This window comes from Glycomyces amatae (assembly GCF_020991375.1).
GTDB lineage: Bacteria > Actinomycetota > Actinomycetes > Mycobacteriales > Micromonosporaceae > Glycomyces > Glycomyces amatae.
In genome coordinates, this window is record NZ_JAJLQZ010000009.1 from 1 (window position 1) to 18,830 (window position 18,830).

General features: G+C 72.3%; 15 protein-coding genes. 11 read left to right on the forward strand and 4 right to left on the reverse strand.

The window, feature by feature from the left end; genetic code table 11:
* From LO763_RS15130 to LO763_RS15140, 3 genes are all read right to left on the reverse strand, one after another.
* On the reverse strand, positions 1–213 hold a 213-nt coding region (locus tag LO763_RS15130; protein WP_230603520.1), incomplete at its 3' end, for a hypothetical protein.
* A 655-nt stretch (positions 214–868) separates the two neighbouring features.
* The gene (locus LO763_RS15135; protein ID WP_230603522.1) at positions 869–1,414 is read right to left on the reverse strand and encodes a GNAT family N-acetyltransferase; all 546 of its coding nucleotides are present in this window, start codon (positions 1,412–1,414) and stop codon (positions 869–871) included.
* Positions 1,415–1,461: 47 nt separating this feature from the next.
* Complete coding sequence (locus LO763_RS15140) at positions 1,462–2,460, reverse strand: LacI family DNA-binding transcriptional regulator (RefSeq protein ID WP_230603524.1); 999 nt, start codon at positions 2,458–2,460, stop codon at positions 1,462–1,464.
* A gap of 104 nt (positions 2,461–2,564) precedes the next feature.
* Between LO763_RS15140 and LO763_RS15145 the strand changes: the two genes are divergently transcribed.
* The 10 genes from LO763_RS15145 to LO763_RS15190 all read left to right on the forward strand — a co-directional run bounded on the left by LO763_RS15145 (position 2,565) and on the right by LO763_RS15190 (position 16,938).
* Positions 2,565–4,418: a glycoside hydrolase family 2 TIM barrel-domain containing protein gene (locus LO763_RS15145; protein WP_230603526.1), complete on the forward strand. Its 1,854-nt coding sequence runs from the start codon at positions 2,565–2,567 to the stop codon at positions 4,416–4,418.
* Between the two features lie 134 nt (positions 4,419–4,552).
* The gene (locus LO763_RS15150) at positions 4,553–5,845 is read left to right on the forward strand and encodes an ABC transporter substrate-binding protein (protein WP_230603528.1); all 1,293 of its coding nucleotides are present in this window, start codon (positions 4,553–4,555) and stop codon (positions 5,843–5,845) included.
* A gap of 68 nt (positions 5,846–5,913) precedes the next feature.
* On the forward strand, positions 5,914–6,858 hold the full coding sequence (locus tag LO763_RS15155; RefSeq protein ID WP_230603530.1) for a carbohydrate ABC transporter permease: 945 nt from the start codon (positions 5,914–5,916) through the stop codon (positions 6,856–6,858).
* Positions 6,855–7,763 carry a carbohydrate ABC transporter permease gene (locus tag LO763_RS15160; RefSeq protein WP_230603532.1) on the forward strand — a complete coding sequence of 303 codons (909 nt, stop codon included), beginning with the start codon at positions 6,855–6,857 and terminating at the stop codon, positions 7,761–7,763. Before LO763_RS15155 ends, LO763_RS15160 begins: the two co-directional genes overlap by 4 nt.
* Positions 7,760–8,392 (forward strand): hypothetical protein, encoded by a 633-nt coding sequence (locus tag LO763_RS15165; RefSeq protein ID WP_230603534.1) that lies wholly within the window; start codon positions 7,760–7,762, stop codon positions 8,390–8,392. The genes LO763_RS15160 and LO763_RS15165 overlap by 4 nt, the downstream gene beginning before the upstream one ends.
* Before the next feature lie 102 nt (positions 8,393–8,494).
* Positions 8,495–12,163: an alpha-glucuronidase family glycosyl hydrolase gene (locus LO763_RS15170; protein WP_230603535.1), complete on the forward strand. Its 3,669-nt coding sequence runs from the start codon at positions 8,495–8,497 to the stop codon at positions 12,161–12,163.
* Between the two features lie 23 nt (positions 12,164–12,186).
* Entirely contained in the window at positions 12,187–14,460 is a 2,274-nt protein-coding gene (locus LO763_RS15175; RefSeq protein WP_230603537.1) for a glycoside hydrolase family 43 protein, read from the forward strand.
* 96 nt (positions 14,461–14,556) lie between these two features.
* Positions 14,557–15,090, forward strand: coding sequence for a hypothetical protein (locus LO763_RS15180; protein ID WP_230603540.1), 534 nt, complete (start codon positions 14,557–14,559; stop codon positions 15,088–15,090).
* A gap of 58 nt (positions 15,091–15,148) precedes the next feature.
* A complete protein-coding gene (locus LO763_RS15185) occupies positions 15,149–15,766 on the forward strand; it encodes a DUF6928 family protein (protein WP_230603542.1) in 618 nt (205 codons plus the stop codon).
* A 188-nt stretch (positions 15,767–15,954) separates the two neighbouring features.
* Entirely contained in the window at positions 15,955–16,938 is a 984-nt protein-coding gene (locus LO763_RS15190; RefSeq protein WP_230603544.1) for an aldo/keto reductase, read from the forward strand.
* A gap of 55 nt (positions 16,939–16,993) precedes the next feature.
* Here LO763_RS15190 and LO763_RS15195 read toward each other — a convergent pair whose 3' ends face one another.
* Positions 16,994–18,040 (reverse strand): erythromycin esterase family protein, encoded by a 1,047-nt coding sequence (locus LO763_RS15195; RefSeq protein WP_230603546.1) that lies wholly within the window; start codon positions 18,038–18,040, stop codon positions 16,994–16,996.
* An 81-nt stretch (positions 18,041–18,121) separates the two neighbouring features.
* On the opposite strand from LO763_RS15195, the gene LO763_RS15200 reads away from it, so the two are divergent.
* A complete protein-coding gene (locus LO763_RS15200; RefSeq protein WP_230603548.1) occupies positions 18,122–18,829 on the forward strand; it encodes a TioE family transcriptional regulator in 708 nt (235 codons plus the stop codon).
* Position 18,830 lies beyond the last annotated feature (1 nt).

Below are 18,830 nucleotides of genomic sequence, written 5' to 3' on the forward strand. Positions count from 1 at the left end.
GGACAGCAGCAGGTCCCGCAGCGCCGAGTAGCCGAAAGCGGAGCGGTGGAGGTTCCGTTCTTTCATCACGATGACGGCGGCGAGCACTTGGGCGTGCTGGGCGTTGATCAGATCAGCGGCCGCATCGAGGGTGGCGCGCAGTTCCCGGGCTTGGGCGGCGCGGTCGGTGCCGATGAGAGAGGGAGCGTCGGGCGTAGTGGTGGTGGTGTTCATCGGGGGCTCGCCTCCCTTGCCGTGTCGCTGTGCTCGAATACTTGCCTGGTTGTCGGTGATGCCGTACTTCATCAATGGTGACAGGACGACTGCGGACTGTCATCGGTCGAAGGTATGAAAAACCGCCCGATCACCCCTAACTTTCGTCAGGGCCCCCTGCGACCCAACACGAACCACCACCCCCACCGCACCCCCCGCACCCCGATTACCGCGGCCAGACGCCCGCCACCCCGCCCCGGGCACCCACCCACCTCTTCGTCGCCGCCCGTTCTGACCCCGACCCCCGCGACCAGACGCCCACCACTCCACCCAGCCCCCAAGGGCACCCCACCGTCGCCGCCCGCTCTAACGCCGCGCCACTCCCACCTGCACCCCGAAGATCAACCAGATCCGAATAGAACCTCTTCACCGCCGCCTGCTCTGACCGCGAGCACACCCATCCTGAAGTCGACGTTCCCGCCCGACGAAGACGATCCCCGCCGCCCACACCGCACTCGCACGGCGACCCAACGCGCCACTCCGGCCAACCTCCGGACCCGCCACTCCGACCAACCTCCGGACCCGCCGCCCCGGACCCGCCATCCCAGGCCCGACGACCCCGCCGCCATCCCAACTGAACCGCGTCGGGTCCAGGTGCGACGTCCAGGGAGGTCGGTCAGGCGTCCCCGGCGGCCCGGTACCAGTCCGCCCCGGCCTTCGCGACCGTCAGGACCCGGGTGACCGAGCCGTCCTCGTTGTCCTTGTCGCGCACGTGCTCGAAGCCGATCTTCGCCATCACCGCGAGGGAGCCCGTGTTCCCGGCCGCGACGGTCGCGTGGACCTCCTCCAGTCCGAGGCGGTCGAATCCGTAGGCGACGACCGCCTTCGCGAGTTCGGTGCCGAGTCCGCGGCCCCAGGCGTCGAACGCGAGCGCGTAGACCAGCTCGTGCCCGCCGGAGGTCTCGGTGGGCTTGATCTCGGCGTGCCCGATGTGGACGCCGTTCTCGCGGACCGCCCACACGTCGAACGCGCCCTTGTCGTAGACGTTCGAGAAGACCCGCCAGAACAGCGCCCTCACGTCCGCCTCGGGCTGGGGCCCGTCGCCGATGTGGCGCGAGACCCGCTCGTCCATGAAGAGCGCGACGAAGTCCTCCTCGTCGGCGTGGACGTACCGCTCCAGCACGAGCCGCTCGCTGCGCAGCGTCGGTGACCCTGGTGTCATGCCAACGGATTCTGGCAGCCGCGGCGACCGGCGACAACTGGTTTCCGCTACCGCAGCACCAGCGAGAACGGCACCTCGTGGTGGCCGGGCGCGGTGTCGTCCGGTTTCGCGATGATGTCGAGCACGCGGTTCGCCAGCGCCTCCCGGCCCGGCGCGACCGTGGAGAACGCCGGGATGGAGTACCGGCCGTCCGCGATGTCGTCGAAGCCCATGACGCGCACCTGGTCCGGGACGCTCAGCCCCCGCACCCCGAGCGCGTACATCGCGCCGAGCGCGAGCGAGTCGTTGAAGCACAGCAGCCCGTCGAACGCCGCCCCGGACTCGATCAGGCGCTGCGCGGCGCGCGACCCCTCCGCGCGGTTGAACTCCTGGACGTGCCCCATCAGGGCCTCGTCGAGGGCGAGGCCCGCCCGCCGCAGCGCCAGCGCGTAGCCGTCGAAGCGGTCGCGGGAGGTCTCGGTCGGCCCCTCGTCCTGGACGCCGATCGTGGCGATCCGCCTGCACCCCTGGGCGATCAGCTCGGCCGTGGCCGCCGCCGCGGCGGCGACGTTGTCGATCCCGACGTGGTGCTCCCGGTCCCCGGCGACGCGCTCGCCGTGCTCGCCGACGAGGACGAGCGAGAGGTCGCGGCGCCGCTCGTCCACGTCCTCGGCCTCCAGGCCGAGCGGGCTCATGATCAGCCCGTCGATGGCGGGCAGGCGGACGCCGTCGAGCGCCTCCACCTCCCGCTCGCGCACCCCGCCGGTCTGCGACACGAGGACGGTGAGGTTCCGGTCGTGCGCGACGTCGACGAAGGCGGCGGCGAGCTCCGCGAAGTAGGGCTCGGCGAGGGTCGGCAGGGCCAGCGCCAGGACCCCGCTGGAGCCGCGGCGCAGCTGCCGCGCGGCCAGGTTCGGCCGGTAGCCGAGCTCGTCGATCGCCACGAGGACCTTCTCGCGGACCTCCGCGCCCACCCAGCCGGTGTTGTTCACGACGTTGGAGACGGTCTTGGGGCTGACGCCCACGCGCGCCGCGATGTCGGCGAGGGTGACACGAGTGCGCGCCATGGGTCTCTTCTCTGCGTGGAAGGGGCGGGATCGACGGTCTCGATCATAGCGGCCGGGGCTGATACATTCAACGTTGAATTAAGCACCGTCAAGGAGTTTCGCGTATGAGCACCCAGCCGACGACATTCGACATCCGGGCGAGCCGCCAGGAGGTCGCCAGGCCGCGCCCGCAGCTGCTGCGGGAGTCGTTCCTCGACCTGAGCGGCCAGTGGGGCTTCGCCCACGACGACGGCGACCGCGGCCTCGCCGAGCGGTGGTCCGACGGCCGCGCCCTGCCGCGGACGATCACCGTCCCCTTCCCCCCGGAGTCCTCCGCCTCCGGCGTCGGCGCCACCGGCTTCCACCCCGTCGTCTGGTACCGGCGCGAGCTCACCGCCGCCGACCTCGCCGCCGTCGGCCACGGGCCCGGCCGGCGCCTGCTGGTCCACTTCGGCGCCGTCGACTACCGCGCCCGCGTCTGGCTCGACGGCCGGGCCGTCGGGGAGCACGAGGGCGGGCACACGCCGTTCACCCTCGACCTCACCGACGACCTCCACGGCGAGCCCGACCGCCCGCACGTCCTGGTCGTCCGCGCCGAGGACGACCCCCGCGACGTCGCCCAGCCCCGCGGCAAGCAGGACTGGCGCGAAGCGCCGCACAGCATCTGGTACCACCGCACCACCGGCATCTGGCAGCCAGTGTGGCTCGAGTCGGTGCCCGATCTGCACGTCCGGAGCCTGCTCTGGACCTGCGACCTGACCCGCGGCACCGCCACCGCCGAAGTGGAGCTCAGCCGCCGGGCCGACGCCGCGGTGCGCGTCCGCATCGCCCACGAGGGCGCCGTCGTCGGCGAGGCCGAGGTGCGCGCCACCGGCACCCGCGCCAGCGTGACCGTGCCGCTCGCGGGGCAGGACAACGGCCAGGAGTACGAGCGGCTGCTGTGGCGGCCCGGCTCGCCGGTCCTCCTCGACGCCTGGGTCGGCGTCGAGGCCGAGGGCCGGACCGAGGACGTCGTGGCGAGCTACCTGGGCCTGCGCTCGGTCCGCGTGGACGACGGCCAGTTCCTCCTCAACGACCGCCCCGTCGTGCTCCGCTCGGTGCTCAGCCAGGGCTACTGGCCCGAGTCGCACCTCGCCGCCCCCTCGGAGCACGCGCTGCGGCGCGAGGCCGAGCTGATCGCCGAGCTCGGCTTCAACGCCGTGCGCGTCCACCAGAAGGTCGAGGACCCGCGCTTCCTGTACCACGCCGACCGGCTCGGCCTGCTGGTCTGGGGCGAGATGGCGGCGACCTACGCCTTCTCGCGCGACTCGGTCGCCCGCACCGCGGCCGAGTGGACCGAGGCGGTGCGGCGCGACGCCTCCCACCCCTCGATCGTGACCTGGGTGCCGCTGAACGAGAGCTGGGGCGTGCAGCACCTCGCGACCCGGGCGGACCAGCGCGCCTTCGCCGAGGCGCTCTACCACCTGACCAAGGCGCTCGACCCCACCCGCCCGGTCGTCTCCAACGACGGCTGGGAGCTCGGCACCTCCGACCTGTGGACCCTGCACGACTACGAGTCCGACGGCGGCGTGCTCGCCGCCCGCTACGACGTGCCGGTCGAGGAGCTGCGCGCGTACCTCAACGGCACCGGGCCGGTGGGCCGCCGGGTGCGCCTCGCCGGGACGTCCGACCGCGGCGAGCCGGTCATGCTCACCGAGTTCGGCGGCGTGAAGTGGTCGAAGGGCCCCGAGGCCGAGGACGCCTGGGGCTACTCCGAGGCGGGCAGCGCCGAGGACTTCGAGCGCCGCGTCGGCGACATCCTCCGCGCGGTCCAGCGCGGGTCGATCGGCCACGGCGGCCGCCGCCACGGCCTCGCCGGCTGGTGCTGGACGCAGCTGACCGACACCCTCCAGGAGGCGAACGGCCTGCTCACCGAGGACCGCGAGCCGAAACTGCCGATCGAGCAGCTGCGGAAACTGATCCTCGGACACGCGGACTGAAACCGAGCCGTTGCCCCTCCGAGGGGCGTATGGTAGCGTCACGCCAATAGTTCAGCGTTGAACTGGATTCGCCTTAGTTCAACGCTGAACTACCCCCAGGAGGGCGGCACACCTCCGCACGATGAGGAGAATCCATGCCGAAAATGAAGATCGCGGCAGCACTGGGCACCACGGCGGTGCTCGGACTGGCCGCCTGCTCGAGCGGCGGCGCGCCCCACGACGCCGCCACGACCTTCGCCCCCGACACGGAAGCGGAGATCACCTTCACCTGGTGGGGGAACGAGGAGCGCGCCGACTGGTTCGAGCAGGCCCTCGACCTGTTCAACGAGGAGTACCCCAACGTCGAGGTGGTGCGGAACTTCAACGCGTGGGGCGACTACTGGACCGCGCGCAACACCGAGGCCGCCGGCCAGGCCCTCCCCGACGTGCTCATGATGGACGCCGGCTACCTCGGCGAGTACGCGGAGAAGGGGCTCTTCCTCGACCTCGAGCCGTGGAACGGCGGCCTGCTCGACACCGAGGGGTACGCCGACACCCTGCTCGAGTCCGGCACCGTCAACGACCAGCTCGTCGGCGTCCCGATGGGCTACAACGCCTGGTCCATGATGTACAACAAGGACCTGCTCGACGAGCTCGGCGTCCCCTACCCGACCGACGACATGACCCTCGACGAGCTCGAGGCGTACGTCCTCCAGGTCAACCAGGCCGGCGCCGCCCACGACCCCCAGATCTACGGCGCCTCGGACTACACCGGCAGCTTCCCCGGGTTCATCTACCACCGGATGCAGCAGGACGAGCCGGTGTTCACCGAGGACGGCGGGCCCGCCTTCGAAGAGGGCGACGTCGTCGACTACCTCGACTCGGTCGCGGGCCTGCGCGACGCGGGCGACTTCTACCCCGTCGAGCGGACCGTCGCACTCGATCCGCTCGGCGGCTTCCTCGGCGGCGAGGCCGCGCTCTGGTTCAACTTCTCCACCACCGTGGCGCAGGCCATGAGCGACATCGGCACCGAGAACATCGGCATGGTCCAGGCCCCCACCGAGGACGGCACGCACGTGCTCGCCGACCACCCCAGCATGCTGCTGAGCGTCGCCGCCAACACCGACCAGCCCGACGCCTCCGCCGTCCTGGTCGACTTCCTCGCCAACTCGCCCGAGGTCAAGGCGATCTTCGGCGCGTCCCTCGGCGCGCCCCCCACCGAGGCGGGCCGCGAGGCCGTCGAGCAGTCCACCTCGGACTCCGTCGACTTCGGCTACCTCGACGCGATCGCCGACGAGATCACCGAGCCCTACCCGCTGCTGCCCTCCGGGTACGGCTCCATCGAGGCCAAGTGGGGCGAGCTGCACGAGCAGCTGCTCTACGGCGACATCACCACCGAGCAGCTCGCGGAGGAGCTGTTCTCCGAGATGGACCTGCTCCTCGGATGACCACCCGCGGCGGCCCGGGCCCCCGCCCGGGCCGCCCTCAACCCCTTCGGCTCAAAGGAGGTCGGCATATGGCCGGAACGACTATCGCGCGAGACCCCGTCCGCGCCCGGGCGCGGCGGCGCCGGGACCGCTCGACTCGCGCCGGGTACGCGTTCCTGTCCCCGTGGCTCATCGGGTTCTTCGGACTCACCGCCGGACCGATGATCGCGTCACTGTACCTGTCGTTCACCGACTACAACCTGTTCACGCCCCCGGTCTTCACCGGCCTCGAGAACTACCAGCGGCTCCTGACGGACTCGAACTTCCTCCAGGCCGCCAAGGTCACCGCCCTGTACGTGGTCTTCGGGACCCCCATCAAGCTCGCGGCCGCGCTGGCGATCGCCATGCTCCTGCACAACTCCCGCCGCGGCCAGGGGTTCTACCGCTCGGCGTACTACCTGCCCTCGCTCATCGGCGGCAGCGTGTCGATCGCGATCGTCTGGAAGGCGATGTTCATCGACGAGGGCATCGTCGCCCAGGTCGGCGAGGTCTTCGGCGGCGCTCCCGCCGCCGACGGCGGCTGGGTCGGCGACCCCGGCCGCACGCTCCCGATGCTCGTCCTGCTCACCGTGTGGCAGTTCGGGGCGCCCATGGTCATCTTCCTGGCGGGCCTCAAGCAGGTGCCCACCGAGATGTACGAGGCGGCCGAAGTGGACGGCGCCGGACCGGTCCGCCGGTTCTGGAGCGTCACCGTCCCGCTGCTCTCGCCGGTGCTGTTCTTCAACCTCCTGCTGGAGACGATCCACGCGTTCCAGATCTTCAACTCCGCGTTCATCATCTCCAACGGCTCGGGCGGCCCCGCCCAGTCGACCCTGTTCTACACGCTCTACCTCTACTTCCGCGGCTTCCGGGACTTCCAGATGGGCTACGCCTCGGCGATGGCCTGGGTCCTGGTGATCGTGGTCGGGCTGGTCAGCCTCCTGCTGTTCCGCAGCTCGAAGTCGTGGGTGCACTACTCGGGAGACGACAAATGAGCATTGCGACCGCACAGCCGCAGGCCGAACGGCAGCGCCGCTCCGCCGTGCTCCGGAAGCGGGCCAGGGCGCGCCGCGCCGGCGGGTCGGTTCTGTTCCACCTCTTCTCGCTGGCCGTGCTCATCGTCATCCTCTACCCCGCGGTGTGGATGCTCATGAGCTCCTTCAAGCCCAGCAACGAGATCATCGGCTCGGTGAGCCTCGCCCCCACCGGCGGCGGGTTCCAGAACTACGCGACGGCGCTCGAGGGCATCGGCGGGATCTCGTTCTGGACCTTCGTGGTGAACTCGCTGATCCTCGCCGTCGGCTCGGTGGTCGGCATCCTGCTGTCGTGCTCGTTCGCGGCCTACGCGTTCGCGCGGGTCAGGTTCCGCGGGCGGAACCTGTTCTTCGTGTGCATGATCGCCACGATGCTCCTGCCGTTCCACGTCGTGATCATCCCGCAGTACATCGTGTTCAACAACCTCGGCATGATCAACACCTACTGGCCGCTGCTGCTGGGCAAGTTCCTGGCCACGGAGTCGTTCTTCGTGTTCCTGATGATCCAGTTCATCCGCGGGCTGCCGCGCGAGCTGGACGAGGCGGCGGTCATCGACGGCGCCGGGCACCCGCGGATCTTCTTCTCGATCATCCTCCCGCTCATGAAGCCCGCGCTGGTCACCAGCTCGATCTTCGCCTTCATCTGGTCGTGGAACGACTTCTTCGGGCCGCTGCTGTACCTCAAGGAGCCCGGCATGTACACGATGCCGCTCGCCCTGCGCCTGTACGTGGACCAGACGTCGACGAGCGACTACGGCGCCCAGATGGCCATGGCCATCCTCGCCCTCCTGCCGGTCCTGCTGTTCTTCTTCGCCTTCCAGCGTCAGCTGGTCGGCGGCGTCGCGACCCAGGGGCTGAAGGGATGAGCGCGCACGGCGGCCCCGCCGGTCCCGGACGCGGGGAGACGCCCGAGTCCCGCGGGGCCGAACGCCTCCTCCGGTTCGGCGGCGGGTCCGTCGCCCTCTTCGGCGAGATGATCGTGGTCGGGCTCGTCGTGACCGCGCTGTCGCTGCCCCTGGTGACGGCCGTCCCCGCGATCGCCGCGGGGACCCGCCACCTGGACCGCCACCTCGCCGACCGCAGCGACGGCCTGAACGAGCTGCTGTCCTGCGCCTGGCGCGCGGTCAAGGGCGGCTGGCTCGCGGGCGCCGCCGTCGCGCTGGTGGTGGGCTTGCTCGGCCTCAACGTCGCACTCGGCGTCCAGGGCCTGGTCCCCGGCGGCACGCCGCTGGCGGTCGTCAGCGGCCTCTTCGCCGCGGTGATCGCGGTGGTCGCCGTCCGCGCGGCGTCCCTGTGGGAGCCCGGGGCCGACTGGCGCGAGCTGCTGCGCGACGCCGCCGCCCTGACCACCGTCGACCCCGTCGGCACCGCCTATGTCCTCATCGGACTCGGCGTGGGCGGCGTGGTGGCGTGGATGTTCCTGCCGCTCATCGTCATCACGCCGGGGATGCTCGCCGTCGCCATGCTCGCCGCCCGGCGCCGCGCCTACGCCTGAACCGCCGCGAACGCACCCCGGCCCGCCGACCGGCATGCGAAGGCACACCGAGCCGACCGATCCCCGACCTTCAAGAAAGCGCTTACTCAACGGGAGTTGACAATGACGTCACCACACGGACCCGGTCGGCCGCGCGTCTCGCGCCGCGGGCTGCTGCGGACCGGCACCCTGACGGCGGGGGCGGTCGCGCTCGCCGCGGCCGCCTCGCCATGGGCCGCACCGGGAACCGCACGAGCACAGGAAGTCGCGGGAGACGACGGGCCCCTGTGGCTCCGCTACCTCCGGGTCGCCGACCCCGACCGCCTCGACCGCTACCGCGACGTCTTCAAACGCGTCGCCGTCTTCGGCACCGGCCCCCTCATCGACAACGCCGAGCACGAGGTCCGCCGCGCCCTCGCCGGCCTCACCGGCGTCGAACCGGACACCGGCTGGTCCGGCGCGCACGGCACGCTGGTGATCGGCACGATCGACTCGTCCCCGCACGTGCGCGACGCCGTCGGCGCCGCCGACGCCGAGGCCCTCGGCACCGAGGGCTTCGCGATCCGGGTGCGGACCACCGGCCGCGGCGTCAAGCGGATCGCCGTGGCCGCCAACGAACCCGCCGGGGTCCTCTACGGCGTGTTCCACCTGATCCGCTCCCTCCAGAACGGCACCGAACCCGAGGACCTCGACGCCACCGAAGCGCCCGACGCCCCTCTGCGGATGCTGAACCACTGGGACAACCTCGACGGCTCCGTCGAGCGCGGCTACGCCGGGCGCTCGATCTTCGCGTGGGACGCACTGCCCGAGCTGACCGAGCGGATGACCGACTACGCCCGCGCCACCGCCTCGATCGGGATCAACGCCGCCGTCCTCAACAACGTGAACGCCGACGCGGCCTTCATCGAGACGGCGATGCTCGCGAAGCTCGCCCCGCTGTGCGAACTGCTCGCCTCGTGGGGGATCAGCCCCTGGCTGTCGCTCAACTACGCCAGCCCCATGCTCCTCACCGAGGACTCGGACGACCCGATCACCACCGCCGACCCCGAGGACCCGCGCGTCCGGCAGTGGTGGCGCGACAAGGCCGCCGAGATCGAGGAGGCCCTCCCCGACCTCGGCGGCTTCCTCGTCAAGGCCAACTCCGAAGGACAGCCCGGGCCCCTCGACTACGGGCGCACGCACGCCGACGGCGCCAACATGCTCGCCCGCGCGGTCGCCCCGCGGCTGATCGTGTGGCGCTCCTTCGTCCACGAGGACTTCGGCGACTGGGCCGAGTACCAGTACCGCGTCTTCGCGCCCCTCGACGGCGAGTTCGACGACAACGTGATCGTGCAGACCAAGAACGGCCCCATCGACTTCCAGGTCCGCGAACCCGTCCACCCGCTCTTCGGCGAGCTCGCGGCCACCCACCAGATGGTCGAGCTCCAGATCACCCAGGAGTACACCGGGCACGACGGCCACGCCGTCTTCCTCGCCCCCATGTGGCGCGAGGTGCTCGACTTCCCCACCGGCGGGCCCGGCACCGGTCCCACCGTCGCGGAGGTCGTCGCCGCCGGCCCCGCGGGCCTCGCGGGCGTGAGCAACTTCGGCGACGACGACAACTGGACCGGCTACCGCCTCGGCGCCGCCAACAGCTACGCCTTCGGCCGCCTCGCCTGGTCCACCGGCGCCGACCCCGCCGACCTCGCCGCCGAGTGGATCCGGATGACCTTCGGCGTCGACCGGGAGGTCGTCGACGCGGTCGCCGCGATCCTGCTCGACTCCTGGCGGACCTACGAGGACTACACCGCCCCGCTCGGCATGGGCTACCTGAGCAACCCCGGCGGCGCGCACTTCGACCCCGACCCGGTCGGCACGGTCACGCAGTCGCACCACAGCACCGGCGAGGGCACCGGCTTCGACCGCACCGTCGCCACCGGCACCGGCTTCACCGGCCTCTACCCCGAGGCCTGGACCGAGGTCTACGAGAACCTCGAGACCGTCCCGGACGAGCTGCTGCTGTTCATGCACTGGGTCCCCTACGACCACCGCCTCAAGTCGGGGTCCACCGTCATCCAGCACGTCTACGACACGCACTTCGCCGGCGTGGAGCGGGTGCGCGAGTTCGAAGACGCCTGGCTCGCCCTCGCGGGCCGCGTCGACGAGGAGCGGCACGCCGAGATCGCCGCGGACTTCGCCGAGCAGATCGGCCACGCCACGACCTGGCGCGACGCGATCGTCGCCTTCTTCTTCGACCTCGGCCGGGTACTCGACGAGCACCGGTCCTGGACGCAGATCGCCGTGCCCGGCGAGCGGGTCCTCACCGGCGGCTGGGGCAACCGCGTCGCCGTCGAGGTCACCAACGCGAGCGGTGAGACCAGGGAACTGGAGGCCCGGCTCGCGCCCGCCGAAGGCGACTGGGGCGCCGCGGCCGCCGTCGAGATCCCCTCGCGCGAGACCGCGACCGCGCTCATCCCGGTCCAGCCGCCGCTCCAGGGCTGGGAGGGCCCCGTCGACGTCGAACTGGCGCCGGAGGGCACGGTCCTCGGCAACCGGGGCGTCCGCTTCCTCGTCGCCCCCGCCGGGCAGCGCTGCCACCTCGCCCTGGACGCGGGCACCGACGGCTCTCCGGTGCAGCCCGGCTACCGACGGCTGGCCCCCGGCACGACCTTCTCGGACGAACGCGGCTACGGCTGGGTCGCCGGCCCGACCCCCAACGGCCGCGACCGCAACGTCCTCGAACCGCTCACGGCCGACCTGGTCGGCCACCCGGACGCCTGCACCCTGCGCGTCACCGTCCCCTCAGGACGGCACACCGCCCAGCTCCTCATCGGCGACCGCGGCGCCCGCTGCCGCCCCTTCACCGTCGCCGCGGGCGGCACCGAGACCACCACGCCCGACCTGAACTCCGGCGTCTTCACCTGGGTCGAGGTCGAACTCGACGGCGGCGACGCCGGGGGACCGGTGGACCTCGAGCTCACCGGCATCGACGACTGGTGGAAGCTGGCCGCGCTCGTCGTCCCCGACCCGGACGCGCCGATGCCGCCCGTGCGGGTCCACGCGGCGGGCGCCGAACCGATCTGGTGGACCGGCGGCTCGTACGAGGTCGCCGTCGCCGTGGCGAACGACGGCGACACTGAAGCCGAGGTCACCGTCGACATCGCCGTCCCCGACGGCTGGCAGGCCGCCCCCGTGACCGCCGCCGTCGCCGCGGGCTCCGAACAGGACATCGCGGTCCCGGTGACCGCGGGACCCGAGCCGAGCATCGAACGGCTCGCGATCACCGTGACCGCGAACGGCACCGTCCTCGAATCCGGCAGGCTCGTCGAAGTCGTGGCCGCGCCCGACCCGGCGCGCGCCGCGCTCGCCCTCGACGCCGGGCCCGACGCCGAGGCCGTCATCCCCGGGTACCGGGCGCTCACCCCCGAGAGCGGATGGGACGCCGGCCAGGGCTACGGCTGGAGCGGCGAGCGCCCGGACGCGCGGGACCGGCGCAACACCGACCCGCTGCGCCGCGACCTCGTCGTCGCCACCAGCGAACGCGTCCTCGACGTGGCGATCCCCGCGGGCGGGCACCGCGTCTGGATCCTCACCGGCGACCCCCTCACCGACTCGGCGGTCACCGTCGTCTCCGAGAACGGGGCGGAGCTGGGCCGCTCGGGCGCGTCCACCCTGCCGTCCCGAAAGATGACCTGGTTCTCCTTCGAGGTCGACGGCGGCGCGGACGGCCGCGTCGCGTCCTTGGCGCTCACCGGCAGCGGCCTCAACAAGATGTGGCGCATCGCCGCACTCGCCGTCGTCGGTCCCCAGTGAACCCAGTGAAAGAGAGGCACCCCGTGCGCAGATCCAGACTGGCGGTCGCCACCGCCGCGGTCATCGGCCTGCTGGCCGTCGGCCCCCCGGTCGCGGCCGACCCCGGCGACGAGCCGGGCACCTACGAGAACCACATCATGGACGACCTGGCGGACGCCTTCTCGGACCCGTCGATCATCCAGGGCAAGGACGGCTACTGGTACGCCTACGCGACCCAGACCAGCCTCCGCAAGGACAACCGCGGCGGCGACTGGGACGACCAGTACTTCATGCCGATCATGCGCTCGGCGGACCTGGTCGACTGGGAGTACGTCGGCGAGGTCTTCGACCGCGACAACCACCCCGAGTGGCGCGACTTCGACACCACCTACTACTGGGCCCCCGACGTGCGCTACGTCGACGGCCTGTACCACCTCTACTACGCCGCCGCGGGCGGCGGCGGGCCGCGCAACCAGCTCGGCCTGGCGACCGCCCCGACCCCGGCCGGCCCCTGGACGGACCTGGGCCGCCCGGTGATCGAGGAGGACGACGGCGCCAACCAGATCGACCCGGCCCTGTTCGTCGACGACGACGGCGCCAAGTACCTCTACTACGGCTCGTTCAAGGACGCCGGCGTGCGCGCGGTCGAGCTGAACGACGAGGGCACCGCCCCCGTGGGCGAGTCCGTCCAGGTCGTCGGCAGCCGCCAGGGCGAGGCGCCCTACGTGGTCAAGCACGACGGCCTGTACTACCTGTTCTACTCCGGACTCGGCTGCTGCGAGCGCGAGAAGGGCGGCTACCCCGTCTTCGTCGGCCGCTCCGACAGCCCGCTGGGGCCGTTCACCGACGCGGACGGCGTCAGCCTCACCGCGGAGAACCCGGGCGGCACGATCGTCAACTCGCCCAACGGGAACCGCTGGGTCGCCTCCGGCCACTCGGCGAACGTCGTGGACCACTCGGGACAGGAGTGGATCCTCACCAACGGCTTCGACCGCTTCGAGGAGGACCTGACCTGGGGCGGGCGTCCCACCCTGATGGACCGCCTGGACTGGATCGACGGCTGGCCCACGGTCAACGCGGGCGCCTGGTCCAGCGACGGCCCGCAGACCGCGCCGGTCGGCGCCTGGGACGCGGGCAGCCGCTTCGAGGACGGCACTGGTTTCGAGGACGGCGCCGGCGGCTTCAGCACGCCCGGACCCGGCCGCTGGAAGCGGGACCAGGACGACCTGTCCGGCGGCTTCGCGTACAACACCGCGCACTCGCCGAACCCGTCGTTCCTGCTCCCCGACGACGCGCCCACCGGCGACGTGCGGCTGGAGTCGGACGTGCGGGTCACCGACGACCGCGGCCGGGCCGGACTCGTCCTGGGCTACGAGGACTCCCGCAACCACGCCGTCGCCTGGATCGACGCCGACGGACTGCTCAGCGTCGAGGTGCGGCGCCACGGCCGGATCACCGACCGCGTCCAGGCGCAGGTCCACGACGGCGCCGACCTGTCCGACTGGCACGCGCTGACCGCCGAGATCGACGCGGGCACCGCCCACGTCGAGCTCAGCGCCTCGCTGCTGGGGATGCCGCTCGCCGAACTCGACATCGCGGTGCCGGCCTCCTGGGCACCGGGCGGCGCGGCCTCCACCCGCGGCGCCGCGGCGATCGACAACCTCGGCGTGACGGCCCTCTACGAGCCGGTCACCGAACGCGTCGCCGACCCCGCGGTCGGCGAGGAGCTCACCGGGTACGGCGAGGAGTTCGACGACGCCGACCTCGCCGACTGGAACTGGTTCGGCACGCCCGACGGGCGAGTGGAGGACGGCGCCTACGTGTGGCCGACCCAGGACGCGGACCTCAGCGGCAACGGGGCCATGGCCTCCGCGCTCCTGCGCGACGCGCCCGAGGGCACCTACACGGTGGAGACGAAGCTCCACCTGCCGATCTCCGAGGACCCGGCCACGGACGAGTCCCAGCGCCCGCAGGCGGGCCTGGTCGCGTTCCAGAGCCCGGAGAGCTCGATCCACCTCGCCTCGGTGAAGAACGGCCCGTCCGGGCAGGTGCTGCTGTGGATCGGCCGCGACCGCAACCCGTGGCCCGAGATGCAGGTGGGCGTCGCGGCCGACGAGCTGTGGCTGCGCCTGCGGCACACCGTCGACCCGGACACCGGCGAGCACCTGTTCCAGGCCGCCACGAGCCGGGACGGCGAGCACTACACCTGGGGCGGCGTCTGGCACCTGCCGGAAGGCGCCGAACCGCAGATCGGCCTGGTCTCGATGGCGGGCGAGGGACTGACCGCCACCTTCGACTACGTCCGCTTCTACAAGTGACACCACGCCGGGGCGGGAGACCTTCCGCCCCGGCGCCACCGGGCGCGGCGACGGCCTCCGGGTACCCTGGACCACCCGTCACCCCAGGAGGCTCACGTGGCCCTTCCCGCCCCTCTGACCGCCAGCGCATCGCTCGTACTGGCGCTCCTGGTCCTGTCCGCCTGCTCGGACGACTGGATCTGCAGCGACACCACCGCTGAACGCGGCAAGGCCGCCTCGACGGTCGAAGTCGAGAGCGTCTGGGGCGACACCGGCGTGACCGCCGCGATCACGGAGTGGCGGCTGGAGCCGCACCCGCAGACCCCCGACGAAGGCGACCAGGTGTTCTTCGACTACCGGCTCGTCTCCGAGGACCGCGACCCGTGGAACATCGAACTGGACGTGTGCGCGGTGGACGCGGACCGCGTGGCCCTCGCCTGCACGACCATCGACTCCGGCATGGCGTGGGGGCAGGACGACGGCGCGCTGACCGGCGACGGCTGGTTCGCCGTCGAGCACCCCGAGCGGGTCGACGCGGTGCTGCTGGTCCCGAACGACCAGTCCGAGCAGCGGCACGACTGCGACGACGACCTCAAGGACGGCGGTGGCCCCCACCCGCCCGAACCCGTGTCGCCCGGAGACCGACTCTAGGCCGGTGCCGTCGGACCGGGGCGCTATCGTCAGGCCGCAACGGTTGAGAGGAGACCCGATGGGCGCGAAGGCCGGACTCGTCCACCTCGGCGAAGGCCTTCCCTCCGCGGCGCTGCGGGCGGCCCTCCGGCCCGACCTGGAACGGTCGGCCGAGCTGGCCGCAACGGTGCTCGGCGGACCGGTCGGCGCCGACGGCACCCGCGTCCTCACCGAAGAGGGCGTGTGGCCCGAGCGGGGCACGATCTGCGTCGCGGCGTGGGAGGCGTCCGCCCTGATCGGATACCGGGAGATCGGCCCCGACCGCCCGAGCGAGATCGGTGCCTGGATCAAGGCGGTGTCGCCGACCGGAAGCGCGCACGGCGTCTTCATGCACAGCGCGGTCGACTACGGCGCGTTCGCGGTCTGGGAGGGCGGCGAGCTCCGGCGCTCGATCAGCCTCGCCGCCGACGCCGGGACCATGGAGGACACGGGGGACCGGTACCCCTTCGAGGCGCCGTTCTGGACCGGGGCCCGCGGCCTCGCCCACGCCCCCGACTACCCGCTGCCGTTCCACCCGCTCGACCTCGCGGAAGAGGCGCTCCTGGCGTTCTTCGGATTCGGCATCGAGCGATCGCCCTCCACGTTCACCATTGACGCCGACACGATCGAGCTCCCCGCCTTCCGCTTGAAAGAGTGAGCCCGACCGGAGCGGCATCTCCGCGGTATCGGTGCGTCCGCGTCTGCGCGCCAAAGCCTTTCGAGCCGACGCGGGCTTTTCGGCGAGAAGCCGCGGGCCTCCGGCGGTTCGGGGACGGCCCGCGGCGGCACCGGTAGACTGGCCCCGGATTCGGCGGGGGCGTCCCGTCGGCGGAGTGGGGGAGAGCCATGGAGCAGCGCGTATTCGGCAGGAGTGGCCGGCGGGTGTCGGTGGTCGGGCTGGGCACCTGGCAGCTCGGCGCCGACTGGGGCGAGGTCGAGGAGTCCGACGCCCTCGCCGTGCTGGAGGCCGCCCTCGACGCCGGGGTGACCTTCTTCGACACCGCGGACGTGTACGGCGACGGCCGCTCCGAGCAGCTCATCGGCCGCTTCCTGCGCGAGCACGCCGACGCCGACGTGCTCGTGGCCACCAAGATGGGCCGCCGCGTCGACCAGGACCCGGCGCTGTACACCCTTGAGAACTTCCGCGCCTGGACCGACCGCTCCCGCGCGAACCTCGGCGTCGACCGGCTCGACCTGGTCCAGCTCCACTGCCCGCCCACCCCCGTCTACTCCTCGGACGCCGTCTTCGACGCCCTCGACACCCTCGTGGAGGAGGACCGGATCGCCGCTTACGGCGTGAGCGTCGAGACCTGCGACGAGGCCCTGACCGCGATCGCCCGCCCCGGCACCGCCAGCGTGCAGATCATCCTGAACCCGTTCCGGCTCAAGCCGCTCGAGCAGGTCCTGCCCGCCGCCGCCGAGGCCGGGGTCGGCGTCATCGCCCGCGTCCCCCTCGCCAGCGGCCTCCTCTCGGGCAAGTACACGAAGGACACCGTCTTCGCCGCCGACGACCACCGCGCCTTCAACCGGCACGGCGAGGCCTTCGACCAGGGCGAGACGTTCTCCGGCGTCGACTACGCCACGGGCGTCGAGGCGGCCGTCGAGTTCGCGGGCCTGGCGCCCGAGGGCGCGACCCCCGCGCAGACCGCGCTGCGCTGGATCCTCCAGCAGCCCGGCGTCTCCACCGTGATCCCCGGCGCCCGCAATCCTGAGCAGGCCCGCGCCAACGCCGCGGCCGCCGACCTCGCGCCCCTGCCCGAGGCCGCCCTGGGCGCCGTGCGCGACCTCTACGACCGCCGGATCCGCGAGCAGGTCCACCACCGCTGGTGAGCCGAGCCTGAAACGCCGGTGCCTCACCGCGAATCCGCGGTGAGGCACCGGCGTTTCAGGTCGCGCTCTCGTTGAGGTGCAGGACCGCGTCGGCGCCCTCCAGCGTCTCCCGGTCCAGCGGGAAGCGGCCCTCGCCCTTGAACTCGTCGGCGGCCGTCAGGCCCCAGGCCTCGCCCGCGCCGGGCGCGGTGCCGCCGAGGACGCAGACGTACCGCTCCCGCAGTAGCGCGGCCACGACCGCGCCGGCCCCGTTCCAGGCGAGGTCCATGCCCGCCATGGACATGCGGCTCCGGTTCCGCTGCAAGTGGACGTTGTGCCCGCAGACCATGGTCGGGCCCCGGCGGGCCTCCAGGTCGCGGACGTCGAGCAGGTTCCGTGCCATGATCGCGTCCCGCACGGCCGACAGCCGCGACCACCGGTCGCCCTCGTCGGTCCGGACCGCCGCCTGCCGGTGGTAGCGCAGCAGGTCCAGCGCCGTGGCGACGTGCACCCTGGCCCGGTCCCAGTCGGCGCGCGAGGCGGCCGCGATCAGCCGGGGCGCCTCGGCGTAGAGCGCGGTGAGCATGTCGTCGGCGATCGCCCGCAGCCGCCGGGCCTCGTCGGTGTCGCCGGGCGACCGGTCCGGGTCGGTGACCGCCTCCATGCCGCCCCACCGGTCGTCGTCGCCGACGAGCGGCGCCAGGTCCAGGTCGAGTCCGAGGCGGTCGCGCCCGAACTCCAGGTACCGCCGGGGGCTCTCCGCGGTGAACTCGAACGGCGCGTCCATGCCGTGGAACGCCAACCGCTCCTCGGGCGCCCGCCGCTCGTTGTACTCCCGCATCCAGGCGACCAGCCGCCGGTTGGCGTCGTGGGCGCCGAACCCGTGCGAGAACCCCTCCGCGAGCACGGCCTCGAAGTCGCCCTCTCCTTCCCGGACGTAGTCGTCGACGGCGAACGCGGCCACCCGGTCGGTCTCGAGCGCGATCGACCGGAAGCCGCGCTCGACCAGCCGCGCGAACAGCTCGTTGCGGATCAGCCCGTAGGCCGGCTCCCGGTGGTCCGGCTCGCCGAACCCCAGCAGGTCGCACGAGTCGTTGACGAATTCGCAGATGTCCTGAGTCATGGCCTCAAACATATCGTTGAAACAGCGGTTGAACTTCGCCTCGGCCCCGGCCTCGGAGCCGTCCGGTAAAGTCTCAAACCGATGACGAACCTGCGGCCTTCCGACCTCGCGCGGGAGCACGGCCTGTCGACCCAGACGGTGCGCAACTACGAGCGCGACGGGTGCCTCCCGCCCGCCGGGCGCACCCCCGGCGGCCACCGGGCCTACACCGAGGTCCACGCGGCGGCCCTCCGCGCCTTCCTCGCGCTGACCAGGGCCTACGGGCACGCGACCGCCGCCGAGGTCATGCACGCGCTGCACGACGGGAAGCTCGACGACGCCCTGATGGTCGTCGACCGCGGCCACGAGCAGCTCCTGCGCGACCGGACCACCCTCGACGCCGTGCGGGCGGCGGTCACGGGCCTGACGGCCGAGCCCGCGAGCGACTTGCGCCCCTTCACCATCGGCGAGGTCGCGTACCGGCTCCGCGTGACCCCGGCGACGCTGCGCAACTGGGAGGGCGCCGGGATACTCGCCCCCGCCAGGGACCGGGCCGGGTACCGCCGCTTCGACGCCGAGGACGTCCGCGACGCCGAGCTCGCCCACCTGCTGCGGCGCGGCGGCTACCCGCTGGACCACATCGCGACCGTGGTCCAGCAGGTCCGGACGGCGGGCGGCGCCGAGGCGCTGTCCGAGGCCCTGGAGGACTGGCGCCGCAGGCTGACCGGCCAGGGCCTCGCCATGCTCGAGGCCGCCGCGCACCTCAGCCGCTACCTGGACGCCGGCCCGCCGCGCTCCGGCGGCCGCTGAC